This is a genomic window from Mobilicoccus sp. (genome assembly GCF_032060985.1).
Lineage (GTDB): Bacteria > Actinomycetota > Actinomycetes > Actinomycetales > Dermatophilaceae > Mobilicoccus.
In genome coordinates, this window is record NZ_DAMBGD010000005.1 from 62,241 (window position 1) to 83,336 (window position 21,096).

Annotated in this window: 19 protein-coding genes and 1 tRNA gene; 14 read left to right on the forward strand and 6 right to left on the reverse strand. The window is 71.9% G+C overall.

Annotated features, from left to right (window positions below; genetic code table 11):
• Positions 1-79: 79 nt before the first annotated feature.
• The 5 genes from RT054_RS05840 (at position 80) to RT054_RS05860 (ending at position 4,876) form a co-directional block, all read left to right on the forward strand.
• Positions 80-156: transfer RNA gene (locus tag RT054_RS05840), tRNA-Met, on the forward strand.
• A 183-nt stretch (positions 157-339) separates the two neighbouring features.
• Positions 340-1,422, forward strand: coding sequence for an S-(hydroxymethyl)mycothiol dehydrogenase (locus RT054_RS05845; RefSeq protein ID WP_313022558.1), 1,083 nt, complete (start codon positions 340-342; stop codon positions 1,420-1,422).
• Entirely contained in the window at positions 1,419-2,090 is a 672-nt protein-coding gene (locus RT054_RS05850; protein ID WP_313022559.1) for an MBL fold metallo-hydrolase, read from the forward strand. Before RT054_RS05845 ends, RT054_RS05850 begins: the two co-directional genes overlap by 4 nt.
• Before the next feature lie 111 nt (positions 2,091-2,201).
• Positions 2,202-3,545 (forward strand): pitrilysin family protein, encoded by a 1,344-nt coding sequence (locus RT054_RS05855; protein ID WP_313022560.1) that lies wholly within the window; start codon positions 2,202-2,204, stop codon positions 3,543-3,545.
• Positions 3,545-4,876 carry an insulinase family protein gene (locus tag RT054_RS05860; protein WP_313022562.1) on the forward strand — a complete coding sequence of 444 codons (1,332 nt, stop codon included), beginning with the start codon at positions 3,545-3,547 and terminating at the stop codon, positions 4,874-4,876. The genes RT054_RS05855 and RT054_RS05860 overlap by 1 nt, the downstream gene beginning before the upstream one ends.
• Before the next feature lie 50 nt (positions 4,877-4,926).
• On the opposite strand, the gene hisN is transcribed toward RT054_RS05860, so the two are convergent.
• From hisN to RT054_RS05885, 5 genes are all read right to left on the reverse strand, one after another.
• A complete protein-coding gene (gene hisN / locus RT054_RS05865) occupies positions 4,927-5,718 on the reverse strand; it encodes a histidinol-phosphatase (protein WP_313022563.1) in 792 nt (263 codons plus the stop codon).
• 65 nt (positions 5,719-5,783) lie between these two features.
• The gene (gene ppk2, locus RT054_RS05870; RefSeq protein WP_312719848.1) at positions 5,784-6,620 is read right to left on the reverse strand and encodes a polyphosphate kinase 2; all 837 of its coding nucleotides are present in this window, start codon (positions 6,618-6,620) and stop codon (positions 5,784-5,786) included.
• Positions 6,621-6,676: 56 nt separating this feature from the next.
• Entirely contained in the window at positions 6,677-7,798 is a 1,122-nt protein-coding gene (locus RT054_RS05875; RefSeq protein WP_312719849.1) for a ribosome small subunit-dependent GTPase A, read from the reverse strand.
• 60 nt (positions 7,799-7,858) lie between these two features.
• A complete protein-coding gene (gene aroA, locus RT054_RS05880) occupies positions 7,859-9,169 on the reverse strand; it encodes a 3-phosphoshikimate 1-carboxyvinyltransferase (protein ID WP_396837222.1) in 1,311 nt (436 codons plus the stop codon).
• Positions 9,169-9,651 carry a DoxX family protein gene (locus RT054_RS05885; protein ID WP_312719853.1) on the reverse strand — a complete coding sequence of 161 codons (483 nt, stop codon included), beginning with the start codon at positions 9,649-9,651 and terminating at the stop codon, positions 9,169-9,171. The genes aroA and RT054_RS05885 overlap by 1 nt, the downstream gene beginning before the upstream one ends.
• 200 nt (positions 9,652-9,851) lie before the next feature.
• Here RT054_RS05885 and RT054_RS05890 point away from each other — a divergent pair, with 200 nt between their 5' ends.
• The 4 genes from RT054_RS05890 to rsrA all read left to right on the forward strand — a co-directional run bounded on the left by RT054_RS05890 (position 9,852) and on the right by rsrA (position 13,321).
• Positions 9,852-11,216: a TIGR00366 family protein gene (locus RT054_RS05890; protein ID WP_312719854.1), complete on the forward strand. Its 1,365-nt coding sequence runs from the start codon at positions 9,852-9,854 to the stop codon at positions 11,214-11,216.
• 28 nt (positions 11,217-11,244) lie between these two features.
• Positions 11,245-12,066 carry an SOS response-associated peptidase gene (locus RT054_RS05895; RefSeq protein ID WP_313022564.1) on the forward strand — a complete coding sequence of 274 codons (822 nt, stop codon included), beginning with the start codon at positions 11,245-11,247 and terminating at the stop codon, positions 12,064-12,066.
• Positions 12,067-12,182: 116 nt separating this feature from the next.
• Positions 12,183-12,998, forward strand: a complete 816-nt coding sequence (locus RT054_RS05900) for a sigma-70 family RNA polymerase sigma factor (protein ID WP_313022565.1) — start codon at positions 12,183-12,185, stop codon at positions 12,996-12,998.
• Positions 12,995-13,321 (forward strand): mycothiol system anti-sigma-R factor, encoded by a 327-nt coding sequence (gene rsrA / locus RT054_RS05905; RefSeq protein ID WP_312719859.1) that lies wholly within the window; start codon positions 12,995-12,997, stop codon positions 13,319-13,321. The genes RT054_RS05900 and rsrA overlap by 4 nt, the downstream gene beginning before the upstream one ends.
• A 145-nt stretch (positions 13,322-13,466) precedes the next feature.
• On the opposite strand, the gene RT054_RS16490 is transcribed toward rsrA, so the two are convergent.
• Complete coding sequence (locus RT054_RS16490) at positions 13,467-13,541, reverse strand: 50S ribosomal protein bL37 (RefSeq protein WP_373279733.1); 75 nt, start codon at positions 13,539-13,541, stop codon at positions 13,467-13,469.
• Positions 13,542-14,130: 589 nt separating this feature from the next.
• On the opposite strand from RT054_RS16490, the gene RT054_RS05910 reads away from it, so the two are divergent.
• From RT054_RS05910 to RT054_RS05930, 5 genes are all read left to right on the forward strand, one after another.
• On the forward strand, positions 14,131-15,705 hold the full coding sequence (locus RT054_RS05910) for an HD domain-containing phosphohydrolase (protein WP_312719861.1): 1,575 nt from the start codon (positions 14,131-14,133) through the stop codon (positions 15,703-15,705).
• On the forward strand, positions 15,702-17,195 hold the full coding sequence (locus RT054_RS05915; RefSeq protein WP_313022566.1) for an HD domain-containing protein: 1,494 nt from the start codon (positions 15,702-15,704) through the stop codon (positions 17,193-17,195). Before RT054_RS05910 ends, RT054_RS05915 begins: the two co-directional genes overlap by 4 nt.
• Positions 17,196-17,256: 61 nt before the next feature.
• The gene (locus RT054_RS05920) at positions 17,257-18,555 is read left to right on the forward strand and encodes a nucleotide sugar dehydrogenase (RefSeq protein ID WP_312719864.1); all 1,299 of its coding nucleotides are present in this window, start codon (positions 17,257-17,259) and stop codon (positions 18,553-18,555) included.
• Between the two features lie 127 nt (positions 18,556-18,682).
• Positions 18,683-20,152 (forward strand): threonine synthase, encoded by a 1,470-nt coding sequence (gene thrC / locus RT054_RS05925; protein ID WP_313022567.1) that lies wholly within the window; start codon positions 18,683-18,685, stop codon positions 20,150-20,152.
• Complete coding sequence (locus tag RT054_RS05930) at positions 20,149-21,057, forward strand: SDR family oxidoreductase (RefSeq protein ID WP_312719869.1); 909 nt, start codon at positions 20,149-20,151, stop codon at positions 21,055-21,057. Before thrC ends, RT054_RS05930 begins: the two co-directional genes overlap by 4 nt.
• Positions 21,058-21,096: the final 39 nt, after the last annotated feature.

Below are 21,096 nucleotides of genomic sequence, written 5' to 3' on the forward strand. Positions count from 1 at the left end.
GGGCCACCCCCCACCGCCGCAGTCCCGCCGGGGCCGATTTGGACGACCGAGCACCGAGGCGTAAAGTGGTGTTCACCGACGCGGGGTGGAGCAGTTCGGTAGCTCGCCGGGCTCATAACCCGGAGGTCGCAGGTTCAAATCCTGCCCCCGCTACCAGATCGAAAGCCGCGGTCCACACGGACCGCGGCTTTCGTGTTCCCCCAGCTCGCTGCGGGCCGACGCGCTCGCGCGAAGGGGCGTCCCCGACCCGGTCGAGAGGGTCTCCCCTCCCCGGTCGCGGCAGACGGCCGACTGGTTGAATGAGCCTGCCAGTCCCCGACCAACGAGGAGAGTGCGGCAATGCCGAGCACAGTCAAGGGAGTCATCGCGCGTGCCAAGGGGGCCCCGGTCGAGCTCGTCGACATCGTCGTGCCCGACCCGGGTCCGGGAGAGGCGGTCGTCACGGTCCAGGCCTGCGGCGTGTGCCACACCGATCTGCACTACCGCGAGGGTGGCATCAACGACGAGTTCCCCTTCCTCCTCGGCCACGAGGCCGCGGGCGTCGTCGAGGCCGTGGGCGAGGGCGTGACCGAGGTCGCGCCCGGCGATTTCGTCGTCCTCAACTGGCGTGCCGTCTGCGGGGAGTGCCGCGCCTGCCGCAAGGGTCAGCCCTGGTACTGCTTCGCCACGCACAATGCGACGCAGGCGATGACGCTCACCGACGGCACCGAGCTCACTCCCGCCCTCGGTATCGGCGCGTTCGCCGAGAAGACGCTCGTCGCGGCCGGTCAGTGCACCAAGGTCGACGAGACCGACGCGGCCGCGGTGGGCCTGCTCGGGTGCGGCGTCATGGCCGGCTTCGGCGCGGCCGTCAACACCGGAGCCGTGCAGCGTGGCGAGTCCGTCGCCGTGTTCGGCTGCGGCGGCGTCGGTGACGCGGCGATCGCGGGTGCGGCGCTGGCCGGCGCGACGACGATCATCGCGGTCGACGTCGACCCTCGAAAGCTCGAGTGGGCCCGCGAGTTCGGGGCGACGCACGTGATCGACGCCTCCACCGAAGACCCCGTGGAGCGCATCCGCGAGCTCACCGGTGGGTTCGGCGCCGACCTCGTCGTCGAGGCCGTGGGTCGCCCCGAGACCTACGAGCAGGCCTTCTACGCCCGCGACCTCGCCGGACGTGTCGTCCTCGTCGGCGTGCCCACGCCCGACCTCGAGGTGACGCTGCCGCTCATCGAGATCTTCGGCCGCGGCGGTGCGCTCAAGAGCAGCTGGTACGGGGACTGCCTCCCCACCAGGGACTTCCCGATGCTCGTCTCGCTGTACGAACAGGGCCGGTTCGACCTCGACAGGTTCGTCACCGAGCGCATCGCGCTCGACGGGGTCGAGGAGGCCTTCGCCAAGATGCACGAGGGCAGCGTGCTGCGATCGGTGGTGGAGCTGTGAGCGCCTCGGAGATCGTCACGACCCCCGGTGCCCGTGAGGGCGTCCGTGTCGAACGCGTCATCACCCGCGGCGTGTTCGCCCTCGACGGCGGCGAATGGGAGGTCGACAACAACATCTGGATCGTCGGTGACGACTCCGAGGTCGTCGTCATCGACGCCGCGCACGAGGCCGGACCGATCCTCGAGGCGCTGAACGGGCGAAAGGTCACGGCCATCGTCCTCACACACGGCCACAACGATCACATCAACGCAAGCGCCGAGGTCGCCGCCGCGACGGGGGCGCCGCGGTGGATCAACGCCGGCGACCGCATGCTCTGGGACGCCGAGTTCGGTGACGTGGCTCCCGACGGTGAACTCACCGACGGGCAGATCGTCGAGGTCGCGGGGCTTCCTCTCACGGTGATCCACACGCCCGGGCACTCCCCGGGTGGGGTGTGCCTGCACAGTGCGGAGCTCGCGGTGCTCTTCAGCGGCGACACCCTGTTCGCCGGCGGACCGGGCGCGACCGGTCGCTCGTTCAGCGACTTCGACACGATCCTCACCTCGATCTCGGACCGCCTGCTCACGCTGCCGGGGGAGACCCTCGTCCTCACCGGGCACGGCGACTCCACGACGATCGGCGCGGAGGCACCACACCGTCAGCGCTGGATCGACGAGCACGACGGCTGAGGCGACGTCCCGCACGACCCCGGGGTCGGCCCCGCACTTCGGGTGCGGCGCCGGCCCCGTGGCGTGCCCCACCGTGCACGGGTGGCGACCCCGCCCCCGTAGGCTGGGCCGATGCCTCTGGATTACCCCGTCGAGACCACGACACTGAGCAACGGCCTGCGTGTCGTGGTCAGCGAGGACCACGCCTCGCCCGTCGTCGCCGTCAACCTGTGGGTGGGCGTCGGGTCCCGTCACGAACAGGCGGGGCGCACCGGGTTCGCCCACCTCTTCGAGCACCTCATGTTCCAGGGGTCGCGCAACGTCGCGAGCGGGGAACACTTCTCGGCGCTCATGGGCGCGGGGGCCCGGCTCAACGCGACGACGTGGTTCGACCGCACGAACTACTTCGAGACCCTCCCCACAGGCGCCCTCGACCTGGCCCTGTGGATGGAGGCCGACCGGCACGGCCACCTCCTCGACGCGCTCACGCAGGACAACCTCGACAACCAGCGCGACGTCGTCAAGGAGGAGAAGCGGCAGCGCTACGACAACCAGCCCTACGGCGAGGCGCTGCACCACCTGTACGCGAGCGTCTTCCCGGAGCGCCATCCCTACCACCACCCGACGATCGGCTCGATGGAGGATCTCGACGCCGCGACCCTGCAGGACGTGCACGCCTTCTTCCGTCGCTGGTACCACCCCGGCAACACGGTCCTCACCCTCTGCGGCGACGTGAGCCCGGAGGCCGGGTTCGCCGCCGCCGACCGCTACTTCGGTGCGCTCACCCGGGGCGAGGACGCCCCGCCCGCGAGCACGCCGTCGCTGCCGCCACTGGAGGCCCCGACCCGGGTGGAGGTCGACCAGGCCGCGCCCGCACCTCGGCTCTACCTCGGGTTCCGGCTCCCTGCCGACCACACGGCGGAGTTCGACGCGGCGTCCTGCGCGTTGGAGGTCCTCGGCGGCACCGCGGTCTCGCGGCTGGAGAAGAACCTCGTCCGCGGAACCGAGATCGCGACGTTCGCCTCGAGTGCGGCGCTCGGGCTCGCCGACGGCACCTCCCTGGGGTTCCTCGCCGCCCAGCCCGCCGACGGCACCTCGCTCGCCCGGCTCGAGGAGGCGATCCTCGCCGAGTTGAGCGCGCTCGCCGAGAACGGACCCACGGAGGTCGAGATGGAGGCCGCCGCGGCGCAGAACGAGCGCGAGTGGCTCTCCACCCTCGCCTCGGTGGAGGAACGGGCCGACGAGATCGGGCGGCTCACCACGCTGTACGGCGACCCCGAGGGGATCAACACCCAGCTCGACCGCCTCGACGCCGTCACGGCGGAGGACGTCGGCCGCGCCGCCTCCGCGTGGCTGCGCCCCGACCACCGCGCGGTCATCGCCTATCCCGGCGACGTGGGGCACCCCCGCACCCGACAGCCCGACGCCGGGCAGCCCCATGCCGGGCGGCCCGTCACGGACGAAGGAGACCTGTGATGAGCACTCGTCCGACGATCACGCGCCCCGGGCCGTGGGCGTTCCCGCAACCGGACCGGTACGAGACGAGATGTGGGGCGGACCTGCTCGCCTTCGACCTGCCGGGTCAGCACGTCGTCTCGGTGCAGGTGACCTGCCCGTTGCCGCTGGACACCGAACCCGAGGCCTACGAAGGCGTGGGGGCGATCATGGCCCGGACGCTCGACGAGGGCGCGGCGGGCCGTGGCCCCGAGGAGATGGTGGAACTCCTCGAACGCACCGGAGTCTCGTTGCATGCGGGCGTGGGGGAGCGGGGCCTCGTCGTCGACATGGACGTGTCGGGCCGCCGCCTGCCCGAGGCGTTGTCGCTCCTCGTCGACGTCCTGACGACGCCGACCCTCGGGGAGGACGAGGTCGCCCGCCAGGTGCGCACCCGCCTCGCCGAGATCGACCAGGAGGAGGCCCACCCCGGCATGCGCGCCGCACGCGAGTTCGCGCGCACCTACTACGCACCCGGCACCCGCGCGTCCCGCCCGACGGCCGGGTCGCCGCAGACGGTGTCGGCGATCACCGCCGACGTCGTGCGCGCCCGGCACGCGCAGGTGCGGCCGGTGGGGTCGAGCATCGTCGTCGCCGGTGACCTCCGCGGTCTCGACGTGCGCGCCCTCGTCGACGAGGCCTTCGCGGGATGGACGGGTGGACCGGCCGCGTCGACCCCCGCACCGCTGGTGCGGGCGCAGGACGCGCGACGCCTCGTCGTCGTGGACCGTCCCGGCAGCGTGCAGAGCGAGCTCCACCTCGGGTGCACGGGGCCGGACCGGCGGGTCGAGGGTGGCTGGGCACCCTTCCCCGTCATCGCCTACCTGCTCGGGGGCTCCCCGCACGCGCGCCTCGACGCGGTCCTGCGGGAGGAGAAGGGGTTCACCTACGGGATGCGGTCGAACGCCCGCCCACGCTCGGGGAACGGGCTGTTCATGACGACCGGCTCGGTGCGCACGGAGGTGACGGCCGAGGCCCTCGATCTCACGCTGTCGATCCTCGACGCCCCGGCGACCGAGGGGTTCACCGCGGCGGAGACGACCGCGGGCGTCGACTACCTGTCGCTCACGGCTCCCGGTCGGTTCGCGACGGCCGACGTCGTCGCCGCCGAGGCCGCGGCCCGCGCACTCGACGGACTGGGCACGGCGCACACCTCCGAGGTCCTCGCCGACACCCTCACGCTCACGCCCGAACGCCTCACCGAGGCCTACCGCGCGCACGTCGACCGGCAGTGGACCGTCGTCGTCGTCGGGGACGCCGACGCACTCGTGCCCACGCTCACCACCGATCTGCCCGTGGAGGTCGTGGGCTGAGCGAGGCCGTGGGCTGAGCGCGTCGGTGTGCGCCCGGGTGGGGGCCGTCGTCAGGCGCCGTCGGGACGCAGGCGACGGAGGACCTCGTCGTGGAGCAGACCGTTGGTCGCGACGGCACCGCCACCCCAGGGACCGTCCGCGCCCTCGAGCGAGGTGAAGCGCCCGCCCGCCTCGGTGACGATCGGGACGAGCGCGGCCATGTCGTACACCTCGAGCTGTGGCTCGGCGGCGATGTCGACGGCACCCTCGGCGACGAGCATGTACGACCAGAAGTCACCGTAGGCCCGGGTGCGCCAGACCTCCTCGCTGAGGTCGAGGAACCGGTCGCGCAGCCCGGCCTCGGTCCATTCGGAGATCTCCGAGTGCGACAGCGAGGCGTCCTCGACCGCGGCGACGGACGACACGCGCATCCGACGCGCGCCCGCGAGCGAGCGCCCGGTCCAGGCCCCGGTGCCCTTGGCCGCCCACCAGCGACGGTTGAGGGCCGGAGCGCTCACGAGCCCCACGACGACCTCGTCGTCCTCGACGAGCGCCATGAGGGTCGCCCACACGGGGACCCCGCGCACGTAGTTCTTCGTGCCGTCGATCGGGTCGATGATCCACTTGCGGTTGCCGTGACCCGTTGTGCCACCCTCCTCGCCCTGCACCGCGTCGCGCGAGCGGGCACGCTTGAGGTAGGAGCGGATGAGATCCTCGGCGTCCTTGTCGGCGTCGCTCACCGGGGTGAGGTCGGGCTTGGTCTCGACGACCAGGTCCTCGGCCTGGTAGCGACCCATCGTGACGCGTTCGACGGAATCGGCGAGGACATGGGCGAGACGGAGGTCGTCGGTGTACTCGGGCACGGACGACACGCTATCGCCCAACACGCCCCGTGGCGTGCAGGATTCGCTTCACCTCGCCGGTGGTGTCAGTCTTCGGGGTCCTCGTACGGGCTGTGGCACTCCTCGCCGACCGTCGAGGCGTGGTCGGGGACCTCGAGTTGCAGGGCCCGGTCGGTGCGCTTGTAGCCCGTCGAGTCGGGGCGTTCGGGCAGCGTGAGCTGGGGCTGCTCGATGTGCTCATAGGGCACGGAGTGCAGCAGGTGGGCGATCATGTTGATGCGCGCCGCGCGCTTGTCGTCGCTCTCGACGACGTTCCACCGGGCCTCGGGGATGTCGGTGTGGACGAACATGTCGTCCTTGGCGCGGCTGTACTCCTCCCACCGCGTGAGGGACTCGAGGTCGGTGGGGGAGAGCTTCCAACGCCGCATCGGGTCGGTGAGGCGGGACTCGAACCGCTTGACCTGCTCGTGGTCGCTCACCGAGAACCAGTACTTGCGCAGCATGATGCCGTCCTCGATGAGCATGCGCTCGTAGATCGGGCACTGGCGCAGGAACCGCCGGTACTCCGCCGAGGAGCAGTACCCCATGACCCGCTCGACGCCGGCCCGGTTGTACCAGGACCGATCGAACAGCCGGATCTCACCGGCCGCCGGAAGGTGCTCCACGTAGCGCTGGAAGTACCACTGGGTGCGCTGCCGCTCGGTGGGCGCGGGCAGGGCGACGATCTGGGCGGTGCGCGGGTTGAGGTACTCGCTGACACGCTTGATCGCGCCACCCTTGCCGGCCGCGTCCCGGCCCTCGAAGACGACGACGAGTCGCTGCCCGGTCTCCTTGATCCACTGCTGCATGTCGACGAGCTCCTGCTGCAGACGGAGCAGTTCGGCCTCGTAGACGGACTTCTTCATCTTCTTCTTGGACCCCATCGTCCGATGATGACACCCCCGACTCACCTCTGCCCGGGCCTGCGGCGTTTCGTCCGTCACGCACCCGCGCCGGGGCGGGGGTCGTGGTCGCGGGGGGTCTCGGTGCGGGCGCGGAGCAGCCGTCGCAGGGAGTCCAGGCGTGCGGCACCCGACGGCCCGGCCCGGCCGGAGTCCACCCATGCGTCGAGCCCGCACTCCTCCTCGTCGTGGGAGCACCCGCGTGGGCAGTCCTCGAGCCCGCCGGCGAGTTCGGGGAAGTGCGTGACGATGCGGTCGGGGTCGATGTGGGCGAGCCCGAACGACCGGACACCGGGGGTGTCGACGATCCAGCCCCGCCCGCCGCCCGGATCCGGCGGCAGCTCGAGCGCGATCGCCGAGGTGGAGGTGTGCCGGCCGCGCCCGGTCACGTCGTTGACGTGGCCGGTCGCCCGGTCGGCGTCCGGCACCAGGGCGTTGACGAGTGTCGACTTGCCCACCCCGGAGTGCCCGACGAGCACGCTCACGCGGCCGGTGAGCAACGCCCGTACCTCCTCGACCCCGACGATGCGATGGGGACCGAACGTCCCGGTCTCGCTCCTCGTCTCGCCGCCGTCGCCGTCGCCGCTGTCGTCGTCGGCGAACGAGGTGACGACGACGGGCACATCGAGGGGGCGGTACATCTCGAGGACGTCGGGCGGGTCGTCGGCGTCCATGCGGTCGGCCTTGGTGAGGACGAGCAGCGGCTCCAGGCCGGCGTCGTAGGCGGCGACGAGGCACCGGTCGATCATGCGCGGTCGCGGTTCGGGGTCGGCGAGGGCCGTGACGACGACGAGCTGGTCGGCGTTGGCGACGATGACGCGTTCGACGGGATCGGTGTCGTCGGCGGTGCGCCGCAACACCGAGCGGCGGGGCTCGATGCGGACGATGCGCGCCAGGCGGTCGGGGCCACCGCGCACGTCCCCGACCAGAGCGACGTCGTCGCCGACGACGGCGGCCTTGCGTCCCAGCTCGCGGGCGCGCATCGCGATGACGAGGCGGTCCTCGACCCGCACGGTGTAGCGGCCGCGGTCGACCGTGATGACCGTGCCGATGACTGCGTCCTCGTGGCGGGGGCGCTCCTTCGTGCGAGGCCGGGAGCCGCGACGCCCCGGACGTACCCGCACGTCGCGCTCGTCGTAGCGGTCGGCGAGCCGACTCACCCGGTCACCAGGTCGTCCTGAGCACGCGACACACCGGCGCTCATCGCGCACACCTCCCGCTCACGGCGCGTGGACCCCGTCGACCATGGCCTCCCACATACCGGGGAAGCCGGGCAGCGTCTTGCCGGTCGTCGCGACGTCCTCGACGAGAACGCCGGGGATCGCGAGGCCGAGGACGGCCGCCGCCATCGCCATGCGGTGGTCGGCGTAGGTGTGGATCGTCGCGGCGCGCGTCGCGCCCGGGACGATGTGGAGCGCGTCCGCGGTGGCCTCGACGCGGCCCCCGACCTTCGCGATCTCCCGAGCGAGGGCGGTGAGGCGGTCGGTCTCGTGGCCGCGCAGGTGGGCGATGCCCCGCAGCCAGCTCGGGGAGTCCGCGAGCGCGGCGACGGCCGCGACGACGGGGGTGAGCTCGCCGGCGTCGTGCAGATCGACGTCGAGCCCACTCGGACGGTCGGGACCGACGACGGTGAGCCCGTCGCGGTCGAGGGCGACGTCGCCGCCCATCGCGTCGAACACGTCGCGGATGTGGTCGCCCGCCTGGGTGGTGTGATGCGGCCAGTCGGGCACCCGGACCCGTCCACCGGTGACCATCGCCGCGGCGAGGAAGGCCGCCGCGTTCGAGAGGTCCGGCTCGACGACGACGTCGAGCGGGAGGATGGGGCCGGGCTCGACGATCCACCGGTCCGGTTCGGCGTCGTCCACCATGACCCCGGCGTCGCGCAGGACCTCGACGGTCATCGCGATGTGGGGTTCGCTCGGCACGGGGCCACCGCGGTGCACGACGGTGACGCCGTGCTCGAAGCGCGGTGCGGCGAGCAGCAGCGCGGAGACGAACTGCGAACTGGCGGAGGCGTCCATCTCGACGAGTCCGCCGTCGACGTGTCCGCGTCCGTGGACCGTGAACGGCATCCGACCGGCGTCGTCGCTCACCTCCACACCCAGGGCGCGCAGGGCCGACAGGCCGGTGCCCACCGGCCGCACCCGGGCGCCGGGATCACCGTCGAACCGCACGGGTCCGTCGGCGAGGGCGGCGACCGGAGGGACGAAGCGCATGACCGTGCCGGCCAGGCCGCAGTCGACGTCGGCGCCGCCGCGGACGGGCCCGGGCTCCACGATCCAGTCACCGTCGGGTTCGTCGACGACCCGTGCGCCGAGGGTGCGGATCGCCGCGGCCATCAGCTCGGTGTCACGACTCCGCAACGGAGCCCGCAGGCGCGAGGTGCCGTCGGCCAGCGCTGCGAGGATGAGGTAGCGGTTGGTGAGCGACTTGCTTCCGGGCAGCCGCACCGTCGCGTCGACCGGGGTCGTGCGCGACGGTGCGGGCCAGGGATCAGGAGGCGATGACACCGGCGGAAGGACCTCGCGGATCAGGAGACGGCGAGCTTGGCCTGCGCCTTGGCGAGGCGGGCCTCGCGGCGGGCGGACTTGGCGGCGTTCTGGGCGCGCCAGGCGAGACCGGGCTTGCCGGCGGTGTCGACGGCGGCGAGCATGACGCCGCCGAGCAGGCCAAGGTTCTTCATGAACTGGATCTTGTGCGCCTGACGGGCGGTGGCCTCGCGCTCGTTCCAGAACTGGTGGCCGACGACCGTGGTGGGCACGAGGGACGCGGCGAGCATCGTGCTGGCGAGGCGCGGCATGCGACCGGTGGCGAGCATGGCGCCGGAGAGGGCCATGAGGGCGCCGTTGGCGCGGACCATCATCTCGGGGTCGTCGGGGGTGCCGGCGACCTCGGCGGCCTTCTTGGTGAACGGAGCGGCGAGCTCGACGCGGCCGCCCGGGTGGCGGAGAGCGTCGATCCCTCCAGTGACGAACACGGCAGCGAGCATGGGGCGGGCGAGTCGGCGGATCATCGTGTCTCCTTCAAGGATCGTCTCGACGGGCACCACACCCGTGCGGGAGTGCGCCCGCCACCTACCGTAGTCGGCGACACCGACACCCGCCCCTCGCGGTCGGAGGAGCGGGGCGAAGACCGCCGCCGGCGCACGTCGGACCCGTAGGATCGCGGACATCCGTGTGATCCAAGACACGTCCCGACGCCTCAGGAGTCCCCGTGCTGCGCGTGCTGTCCCAACCGATGGTCAAGGTCGTCGAGCGCTGGTTGCCCGGCTCACTGGTGTTCGCGACCGTGCTCACCCTCGTCGTGGCGGCGTTGGCACTGGGCCTCACCGACGCGGGCCCGGTGAAGGTGGTCCTGGCCTGGGGCGACGGACTCACCGGCCTGCTGGCCTTCATGACCCAGATGGCGCTCATCCTCCTGCTGGGGTACGTCCTCGCGAACACCGGTCCGGTGCGCAGGCTCATGGACCGTGCCGCGGCGATCCCGAGGACACCGGCCCAGGCGTACGGCTTCGTCGCCCTCGCCTCGGCCGTGAGCGCCCTCATCACCTGGGGGCTGGGCCTCGTCGTCGCGGCGCTCCTCTCGATCGAGGTCGCCCGTCAGGGACGGGACCGGGGCATCCGCCTGCACTATCCGCTGCTCGTGGCCGCCGGCTACAGCGGGTTCTCGGTCTGGCACATGGGCTACAGCGGCTCGGGGCCCCTCGCCGCCGCCACCCCCGGCTCGTTCGTGGTGAAGCAGACCGGCACGATCATCCCGATCACCGCCACGATCTTCTCGAGCTGGAACCTCATCGGCATCCTCGTCGCGGTCGCCGCCATCGTCGTGACGGTGGTCCTGCTGCGTCCGCGGCTGGAGGACCGCGTCGTCGAGCTGCCGCAGGGCGCGAGACTCGCGAACGAGGAGGTGCACGGCGAACACGGCTTCACCGAAGGCGGCGAGGCCTACACCCCGGCCGACAGGATCGACGACTCCCGCGTCGTCACGGTGATCATGGGGGTGCTGCTGCTCGCCTACCTCGTCGCGTACTTCGCCACCGAGGGTTTCGCGCTCACCCTCGACATCGTCAACTGGACGTTCCTGTGCCTGATCCTGCTGCTCGTCGACTCGCCCCGGCGCCTTGGTGAGCTCGTCGCCGACGCCGCCCGCAACGTCGGCGACATCCTCCTGCAGTTCCCGTTCTACGCGGGCATCCTCGGGATCATGACGGCGACCGGGCTCATCCAGATCTTCAGCGACGTGTTCGTCGCGATCTCGACCCCGCAGACCCTCGGTCTGTTCGCCTTCCTCGCCGGTGGAATCACCAACATGTTCGTCCCGAGCGGCGGGGGGCAGTTCGCGGTCCAGGCGCCGGTCTTCCTCGAGGCGGCCACACAGCTCGGCGTCGACCCGGCGATCGTCGTCATGGGCATCGCCTACGGCGATCAGTGGACCAACCTCATCCAACCGTTCTGGGCCCTGCCGATGCTCGCGATCGCGCGCCTGCGGATCCGCGACGTCATGGGGTACACGAGCATCGTGCTCGTCGTGCTCGGTGTCGTGTTCGGGGGGATCATGGTCGTCGCCGGATCCCTGTGAGGACCCCTGCGGGGCGGAGGAGCGGAGCATGTGCGGCAGGTACGCCTCGTCGGCGACGAACGAGGATCTCGTGGCGGAGTTCGACGTCGCGATCGACCGCACCGACGCGCCCGTGCGCTCGATCCTCGCGGCGCCCCAGGAGCCCCCGGCGGGCACCCCCGACCACAACGTCGCCCCGAGCAAGAACGTCCGCGTGGTCCTCGAGCGGCCCGTGGGTGAGGACCCGGACCCGGTGCGGCAGCTACGGCTGCTCACCTGGGGGCTCGTGCCGTCGTGGGCGGAGAGCCCCGCGGTCGGTGCGCGGATGATCAACGCGCGTGCCGAGACGGTGCTGGAGAAGCCCGCGTTCCGCAAGGCCGCGGCCGCCCGTCGGGCACTCGTCCCGGCCGACGGGTGGTTCGAATGGCAGCGCAGCCCCACGGCGACCGTCAAGGGGAAGCCGCGGCGACAGCCCTTCTTCATCCACCGCGGTGACGGCGTGCCCCTCGCCCTCGCGGGTCTCTACGAGTTCTGGAAGGACCCCGCCGGGGACCCCGAGGACCCGCGCACGTGGCTCGTCAGCGTCGCGATCGTCACGACCACCGCCGAACCGGGCCTCGACCGCATCCACGATCGCCAACCCCTCGTCCTCGACCCGCAGGACTGGGACCGGTGGCTGGACCCGCGGCTCGCGGACACCGACGAGGTGGCCGACCTGCTCGCCTACTGCCGCCCGGGCCGCTTCGACGCCTACCCGGTGGGGCGCGCCGTCGGCTCCTCCCGTGTCAACGGACCACACCTGCTCGACCCTGCACCGGTCGAGGAACTCGAGGGCGTCGTGGACCCCACGACCGGCGAGATCATCGGCTGACGCGAGCCGCGAGAGGTCCCCGACGAACGCCACGATCCGGCCGGGCCGGGAATGCGCGGGGCTCCCGGCACCGTTGACGCTCCCGAGTGGACATTCCAGGCCCAAGGAGAATCAGCGTGTTGGTCCAGACCCACCCCGCACCGCCGGAGACCGGCTTCCTCGGTCTCACCGAGGCGGTCGGGACGCGCGGCATCCCCGCCCGGGAACTACCCTGGACGGTGATGAACGAGTCATCCGCACCACCGGCCCCACGGCCCGTCCCCGAACCACGCGACGAACGCCCCGAACCACGCGAGGAAGCGGCTCCGTCCGCGTCGGATCCGAGCGTCACCGACGTCGGCGGCGTCGACGTCGGCGCCGAGACGCCCGCCCAGCGCGCGGCCCGGTTCGAGCGCGACGCGATGCCCTACCTCGACCAGCTCTACAGCGCGGCGCTGCGCACGACGCGCAACCCCGCCGACGCCGAGGATCTCGTGCAGGAGACGTACGCCAAGGCCTTCGCCGCGTTCCACCAGTACAAGCCCGGCACCAACCTCAAGGCGTGGCTGTACCGCATCCTCACGAACACCTACATCAACTCCTACCGCAAGAAGCAGCGCCAACCGCAGCAGTCGGACGCGGCGGAGGTGCAGGACTACCAGCTCGCCCGCGCCGAGTCGCACACCTCCACCGGCCTGCGCTCCGCCGAGGTCGAGGCGCTCGACCACCTGCCCGACAGCGACGTCACCCGTGCGCTCGCCCAGCTCGGTGAGGACTTCCGCCTCGCGGTCTACCTCGCCGACGTCGAGGGGTTCGCCTACAAGGAGATCGCCGAGATCATGGACACGCCGATCGGCACCGTGATGTCGCGGTTGCACCGTGGGCGCCGTCAACTGCGCGAACTGCTCACCGACTACGCGGCCGAGCGCGGCTACTCGGGGGTGAACCGATGACTCCCGACGAGTTCCACCAGGGGCCGGGGCGCGGGGGCGACGACGAGCTCCGCGAGGAGGTCCACCCCACCGACTGCTCCGAGTTCCGTCTCCGTGTCTTCGAGTACATCGACGCCGAGATGGACGAGGGCGACTGCGACCGCATCAAGGCCCACCTCGACGCGTGCAGCCCGTGCATGACCGAGTACGAGCGCGACCTCGTGCTCAAGGCGCTCGTCCGCCGCTCCTGCGCCTGCCAGCCGGCGCCGCGCACCCTGCGGATGCAGATCATGGCGCAGATCACCACCTTCGAGGTCCGCGAGGAGTCCGCGGACCGGGAGTGAGGTGGGCCCGCCGGGGCGCCGCGGCGCACGGGCCGGTGGGACGGCGCGGGGCGAGACGCCTCCGAATGCGACGCGACATCACGCGCCACGACATGGCGAAGGGCCCCGACCGCTGCGGTCGGGGCCCTTCGACGTGTGGGCGCGCTCAGGCGTTGGGCTTGCGGCCGTGGTTGGCCTTGTTGCCCTTGCGGGCGCGACGCTTGCGTGCTCGCTTGCTCATGTTGTGCTCCTTCGAGGCAGTCGTGCCGTCGCGTCATCCTCCCACACGCCGCCTCTCGGCCCCGAATCGCGGGCGCTCCTCGGGATCCCCGCCCCGAGGTCTCGACATGTGGGCCAGGATGTCGGCACGCGGGATCTGCCGCCGATGCGGCGGCCCGCCGGGCGTGTGCCCGGTCCGCTCACGTGGGCTGGCCTGGGGCCTTGACGAAGAGTTAACCGAATAGTAAACGAATGGGGCGCGTGTCCAAGTCGGAGAATGGACGTCCGACCCATTCATAGGCATCGGTAAAGGTGGCAAAGAGTGTGCAAACAAAGGCGCTCGACTGTGTGTCGGGCGTCCGCGAGGATCTATATTCAAAGTGTCGCGAAGAACTGATTGGGGTCAGTTCCACGCGGCAAATCCTCGAATTATTCGCCACCGTCGGCCGCTCCGGTCTCTCAGTGAGAGCCCTTGGGGGAGAGGGACGGCCACGGATCACACAGATGGAGACGAATCCTATGCGTACCTCCCGTTGCTGGTGGTGGACCCCGTCCTTCTGAGGGCGGCTCCTCTCCTTAGAACATCGACGTTCCTCGCCTAGAATCGAGGAATGAACAACCGAAAGTTGTCGAAGGACACGGGTCACCGCGCCACCGTGGGCGTGCCCACTTCGGCAGCCGTCGGCGCCCAGGACGCCCGCTCCGGTCACAGCCGGAGCGGGCGTCCTGGCATGATCGCCCCCCTCCTCGTCGCAGCCGTGCTCACGGCCTCGCTCACCTGGCAGATGCGGGACTTCCGTGTCTTCGGGCTCGGGGACGTCTTCACCTTCACCGTGCTGCTCGTCGCGGCGGCCGCCAGCGCGGGGTTGCGGTTCGGCCGCTCGGAGGAGCGGGTGTCCTTCTCCTTCACCGCCGTGGTGCTGCTCGCCGCCATCCCTCTCGTCGGGCCGGTCGGTGCCGTGCTGCTCGGCATCGGGGCGGCGGTGCTCGACGCGCGTCAGGGCTGGTGGCAGGCGTGGGTCTTCAACGGCCTCATGTTCGGCCTCTCCGCGGCCGTCGCCTCGTGGGTCTACGCGCACGCCGGCGGAGCCGTCCTCGTCGACGGAGCCCTCACCCGCTCGGGCGTCCCCCTCGACCTCGCGGTCGAGGACCGGGTGCGGGTGCTCACGACGAGCGTCGGGGTGCCGCTCCTGCTCGCCGACGCCGCGTTCCTCGCGACGAACCTCGCCGTCCTGCTCATGGTCACCGCCCGCGACCCCATGACGCCCAGCCGGCTCACGGTCGTGCGGGGCATGGCACGGACCGTCCCGACCTTCCTCGCCTGGGCGATCGTGGCGTTCGTCGTCGTCGTGCTCTGGGGCCCGGGCGGATTGGACTTCATCGCGTTGCTCCTGGTCACAGCCCCGCTGGTCGTCACCCGGCACATGCACGGGCTGTTCTCGGCCGAGCGTCGCACCCGCGCGAGCCTCGTCGAGGCGATCGCGGGCGCAGGTCGGGACGAAGGGGTGCGTGCCCACGACGACCGGGTCATGCGGTACGCCCTCGCGATCGCCACCGAGCTGGGGATGCGTCCCGCCGACCGGGACGCGCTCCAGGCCGCGGCCCGCCTGCATGCGGTCGGGATGCCCGAGCCGTGCTCGGTCGCGCAGTGCGCCGGCGAGGACCCCGCACCGGCGGTGGCCCGGGCGCTCACCTCCGACGAGGTCGTCGGACGGGTCGGGTTCCTCGCGGCCGCCGCCTCCGCGGTGCGGTTCGAGGGGGAGTGGTTCGACGGCGGCGGCGGGCCCGGCGGGCTCGTGGGCGAGGAGATCCCCCTGTCGGCGCGCGTCCTCGCCGTGGCCGACGCGGCCGACGCGCTCGTGAGCGCCTCCGAGGCCGCCCACCCCGACGTCGACGCGGTCTCCCGGCTCCGAGAGCTCGCGGGCCGGCGCTTCGACCCGGTCGTCGTCGCCGCCCTCGCCTCGGCCGTGCGCGTCACCGACGTGGTGGAGGAGGAGGGTGGCCACGGCGCCGCCCGGCGCCCGGACGCCCCCGGGTCGTCGGCCGGGAGTGCGGCCGACGGTCGCGGGCTCGGTGCCCGGGCCTCCCGAGCCCTACGACCGGGACGGCCGGGGACCGCGCGCCGAGCGGGACGACCGGGGCGTTCCGACGCGAGCGCCTCGGAGACCAGGGAGGGACGGCCGTGACCGACGACATCAGTGCCTCCGCGTTCTCACCCGAGGGCCCGAACCCGTCTGCGACCACCGACGCGGTCGGCGGTGCGCCTCCCCGTCCGCCCATCCCGCTTCCGGACACCGGCCCGGCGGTACGTCGACGCGCCGACGCCTTCACCGTCGCGACCTGGGTCGCCTGGGCCGTCTTCGGCCTCGTCACGGCGTTGGCCGTGGCCGTGGCCGCCGGCGACCCGACCGGCCTGCCGGCGTTGCACGGCGACGGGCTGCTGCTCGTCCTGTTCCTCGCCACGATCGTCGTCGGCTCCTCGCTCCGGAACGACGACGCCGTGACGAGGATGAGCGGGACGACGCGCGCGGGCGGTGCCTCGCGCACCGTCGACGTCGGGGCGACGGCCGCGCTCGCGCTCTCGGTGACGACCGGCCTCGGGCATGCGGGCTGGGGCTCGCCGTGGATCGCGCTCGGGGTGTCCGCCGTCGGGCTGGTCGTCGGGGGGATCCTCGCGAGTCGGTCGGTGACTCCTGCGGGGTGGAGCCCCGTGTGGTGGCACGCCGCGCCGCGGCTCGTCACGGTCGTCGTCCTCTCGGCGATCCTCGCGGGGGTGGGCGCCACCCATCCCTTCCGCGCCGCCTTCGGCGCGGTCCCGCCCCAGGTCGGGGCCCTCGCGCTCCTCACGGTCGTCTACGCCGTGCTGATTCTCGAGGCCCCCTTGCGTGCCGAGGCCACCCGCCCCGCCCGCGGGGCCCGCCGCACCGTCCACGCCGCTGCGCTCGCCGAGAGCATCACCCTCGGGATCGTCCCCGCCTCCACCGCCGTGCTCGTCGCGGTCGCGCAGCCCCTCCTCGGGTTGCCGGCGCTGCCCCTCATCCTGCTGCCCCTGATGTTCAACCAGTTCGCCATCCGTCGGCGTGACGAGATGCGCGAGCACGCTCGGCAGAGCGTCGTCGCCCTGTCCCACCTCCCCGAGGCGATGGGGATGGTGCGGCCCGGCCACGCGGCCCGGGTCGCGGACCTGTCGACCCGGATCGGGCGGGAGATCGGCCTCGGACGGCGGGAACTGGCCGAGATCGAACGGGCCGCCCTCCTGCACGACCTCGGCCAGGTCCGCCTCGAGCGGCCGGTGCCCTCCGGCGCCACCGTGCTCGCGGCCCCCGCCGACCAGGAGGGCATCGCCGCCGACGGCGCGGCGATCGCGCGCGCGACAGGGGTCCTCGACGTCGAGGCCGACCTCATCGAGGCCCAGGCCCTGCCCTATCGCCTCCACGTCTCGCACCGGCGGCCCCAGCCCGTCGCCAGCCGGGTCATCCGCGTCGCGAACGCCTACGACGACCTCCTCACCGGCCGGTCCGCCGGTCTTCCGCTCGCCGATCCCGACGCCGCCCTCGAGCGTCTCTACCTCGGACTCGGCCACGAGTACGACCCGCGCGTCGTCGGTGTCCTCGACACGCTCGTCCACGGGGTGTCGGGCGCGGGGGGCGGTCCTGGGCCCGAGCGAAGGACATAGGATCGGGGGCGGATTCGAATCGGATATCTCGGCGGCGACGCCGGAAGTGAGGAATTCTCGCGTGAACATCACCGTCGTGGGTCTCGGCAAGATCGGCCTTCCGCTCGCCGTGCAGTTCGCCTCCAAGGGGCATCGCGTCCTCGGGGCCGACGTCAACCCCGCCGTCGTCGAGCTGGTCAACGCCGGCACGGAGCCGTTCCCCGGCGAGGCGCACCTGCAGGAGAAGCTCGCCGAGGCCGTCGCCGGCGGTCTCATCGAGGCCACGACCGACACGGCCTCCGCCGTCTCCCAGTCCGACGCCGTCGTGGTCGTCGTGCCGCTCTTCGTCGACGCCGACGGCAAGCCCGACTTCGGGTGGATGGAGTCCGCCACCAAGGACATCGCCCGCGGCCTGCGTCCGGGAACCCTCGTCTCCTACGAGACGACCCTGCCCGTCGGCACCACCCGCGACCGCTGGAAGCCCATGCTCGAGGAGGGCTCCGGGCTCGTCGAGGGCGAGGACTTCCACCTCGTCTTCTCGCCCGAGCGTGTCCTCACCGGCCGGGTCTTCGCGGACCTGCGCAAGTACCCCAAGCTCATCGGTGGTCTCGACGGGCTCGGCGGGGCGGGTGTCGAGCGCGGCATCGAGTTCTACGAGGCCGTGCTCGACTTCGACGAGCGCGCCGACCTCGAGCGCGGCAACGGCGTGTGGGACCTCGGGTCGGCCGAGGCCGCCGAGATGGCGAAGCTCGCCGAGACCACCTACCGCGACGTCAACATCGGGCTCGCGAACCAGTTCGGGCGCTTCGCCGCCGTGAACGGCATCGACGTCTACCAGGTCATCGAGGCGAGCAACTCCCAGCCCTACAGCCACATCCACCGGCCCGGCATCGCGGTCGGCGGGCACTGCATCCCCGTCTACCCGCGGCTCTACCTGTGGAACGACCCCGAGGCGACCGTCGTCCGGGCCGCGCGCGAGGCGAACGCCGACATGCCCTCGTACACGGTCGGTCTCGCCAAGGGGGCGGCCGGCGATCTCGCCGGCAGGAGGGTCGTCGTGCTCGGCGCGGCCTATCGCGGCGGGGTCAAGGAGACCGCGTTCTCCGGGGTCTTCGCCACCGTGGACGCGCTGCGCGCCGAGGGCGCCGAGGTGCTCGTCCACGACCCGATGTACACCGACGACGAGATCACGGCGTTCGGCTGGACGCCCTACCACCTCGGTGAGCCCGTCGACGTCGCCGTCGTCCAGGCCGACCACGCGGAGTACCGGGACCTCGACGCCGGGGACCTGCCCGGCGTCTCGGTCGTCGTCGACGGCCGACGCTGGCTCGACCCGACCCGCTTCGAGGGCACGACCTTCCGCACCGTCGGCAAGGCCTGACCCACCCGGTCTCGGCCACCCCGATCCGACGACGTCGTCCGGCTGCCCCCGTGAGGTGGGGGCGACGCGTCGTCGACACGCGGACGCATCCGGCGAGGTGAGCGTGCCGCCGCCTAGGCTGGGCGACGTGCGCTATCTCTCGACCCGTGACCCCGACGGCGTGGCCTCCCAGGGCTTCTGCGACATCCTCATCGGCGGGCTCGCGCCCGACGGCGGTCTCTACCTGCCCGAGTCCTATCCGCAGGTCGACACCGAGACGCTCGCGACGTGGCGCCGGCTTCTCGCCGAGGAGGGGTACGCGGCGCTCGCCCACGCGATCCTGTCGCTGTTCGTCGACGACATCCCGGACGCCGATCTTCGCGCGATCTGCGAGCGTGCCTACACGGCCGAGAAGTTCGGGACCGAGGAGATCGTGCCGGTCACCCGGCTCGACCGCCGCCTGTTCCTCGGGCACCTGAGCAACGGCCCCACCGCCGCGTTCAAGGACATGGCGATGCAGCTCCTCGGGGAGCTCTTCGAGTACGAACTCGCCCGCCGTGACTCCTCCCTCGCCATCCTCGGCGCCACCAGCGGCGACACCGGCAGCGCCGCGATCTTCGCGATGAAGGGCCGGAGGAACATCCACGTGTTCATGCTCAGCCCCCTGGGCCGCATGACCCCGTTCCAGCAGGCCCAGATGTTCTCCGTCGACGACCCGCACGTCGTCAACCTCGCCGTCGACGGCGTGTTCGACGACTGCCAGGACATCGTCAAGCAGGTCGCCTCCGATCTCGACTTCAAGGAGCTCCACCGCCTCGGCGCGGTCAACTCCATCAACTGGGCGCGGCTGCTCGCCCAGGTCGTCTACTACGTCGCGTGCTGGCTGCGCGCCACCGAGGAGGTCGAGGACCCCGACACCGCCCGCGTCTCCTTCGTCGTGCCCACCGGCAACTTCGGCAACGTCTGCGCCGGTCACGTGGCCAAGGCGATGGGCGTACCGATCGACACCCTCGTCGTCGCGACGAACGAGAACGACGTCCTGGACGAGTTCTTCCGCACCGGCGTCTACCGCGTGCGCACGAGCGCCGAGACGCACGAGACGAGTTCGCCGTCGATGGACATCTCCAAGGCGAGCAACCTCGAGCGGTTCGTCTTCGACCTGCTGGGCCGCGACGGGGCCCGGACCGCCGAGCTGTTCGGCGGCCTGTCCACCGGGCAGGGGTTCGACCTCTCTTCCGACCCGGCGTTCGAGCGCCTCCGCTCGGTGCACGGATTCCTCTCGGGCACCTCGACGCACGCCGACCGCCTCGCGACGATCGCGGCGGTGGAGAAGGAATACGGTGTGCTCGTCGACCCGCACACCGCCGACGCCCTCACGGTCGCCTTCGACGTCCTCGACGGCGGCGAGGTCGACACCCCGCTCGTCGTCCTCGAGACCGCCCTGCCCGTCAAGTTCGCCGCGACCATCGCCGAGGCGGTGGGTCGCGAACCCGAGATCCCCGACGCCTACGCCTACCTCCGCGACGCCGACCGCCACGTCCTCGAGATCGACCGCGATCCCGAGCTCGTCAAGAAGGTCATCGTCGAGACCCTCACCGCTCACCAGGAGAACTCGTGACCACACCCGACGTCGTCCGCAACGCCGAGAAGCTCGTCCGCGACGAGGAGGGCAAGAGCTTCCCGCCGCAGGAGCAGGCCCCGCCCGGGCTCACCGGCGAGATGACCCCCGTGCCCGACCACGGGGAGCACACGTGGACCGGCCGCGACCGTCTCACCGGACTCAAGGCGTACATCACCGGCGGTGACTCCGGCATCGGGCGGGCCGTCGCGATCGCGTTCGCCCGGGAGGGTGCCGACGTCGCGCTCGGGTACCTCCCGGAGGAGCAGGTCGACGCCGAGGAGACCGCACGCCTCGTCCGCGACGCCGGCCGCATCGCCGTGCTCGTGCCCGCCGACCTGCGCACGAACGCCGAATGCGAACGGTCGATCGCCGAGGCCGTCGAGGGGCTCGGAGGTCTGGACATCCTCGTCAACAACGCCGGGTTCCACTGGTCCCGGGGCGAGGAGGGCCTCTCGGGCCTCGATCTCGACGACGTCGAGCGCACCCTGCGTACGAACCTCCACGCCGTCATCTGGTTGTGCAAGGCCGCCCTCCCGCACCTGGGCAAGGGCTCGTGCATCATCAACACGAGCTCGGTGCAGGCCTACGACCCCTCGACCGCCCTGCTCGACTACGCCGCGACCAAGGCGGCGATCAACAACCTCACCGTCAACCTCGCCGCCGACCTCGGGCCGAGGGGCATCCGGGTCAACGCCGTCGCGCCCGGCCCGATCTGGACCCCGCTCCAGCCGGCGACCCGCAAGGGCTCCGACGTCGAGACCTTCGGCGCGGACACCCCGCTCGGTCGCCCCGGCCAACCCGCCGAGCTCGCCGGTGCCTACGTCTTCCTCGCCTGCCCGGAGGAGGCGAGCTACGTCTCGGGCACGATCGTCGGCGTCACCGGGGGGAAGGCGGTCTTCTGAGGCCGGTCGCGGGGTCGGCGGCGGAGGACCGACGTCGCC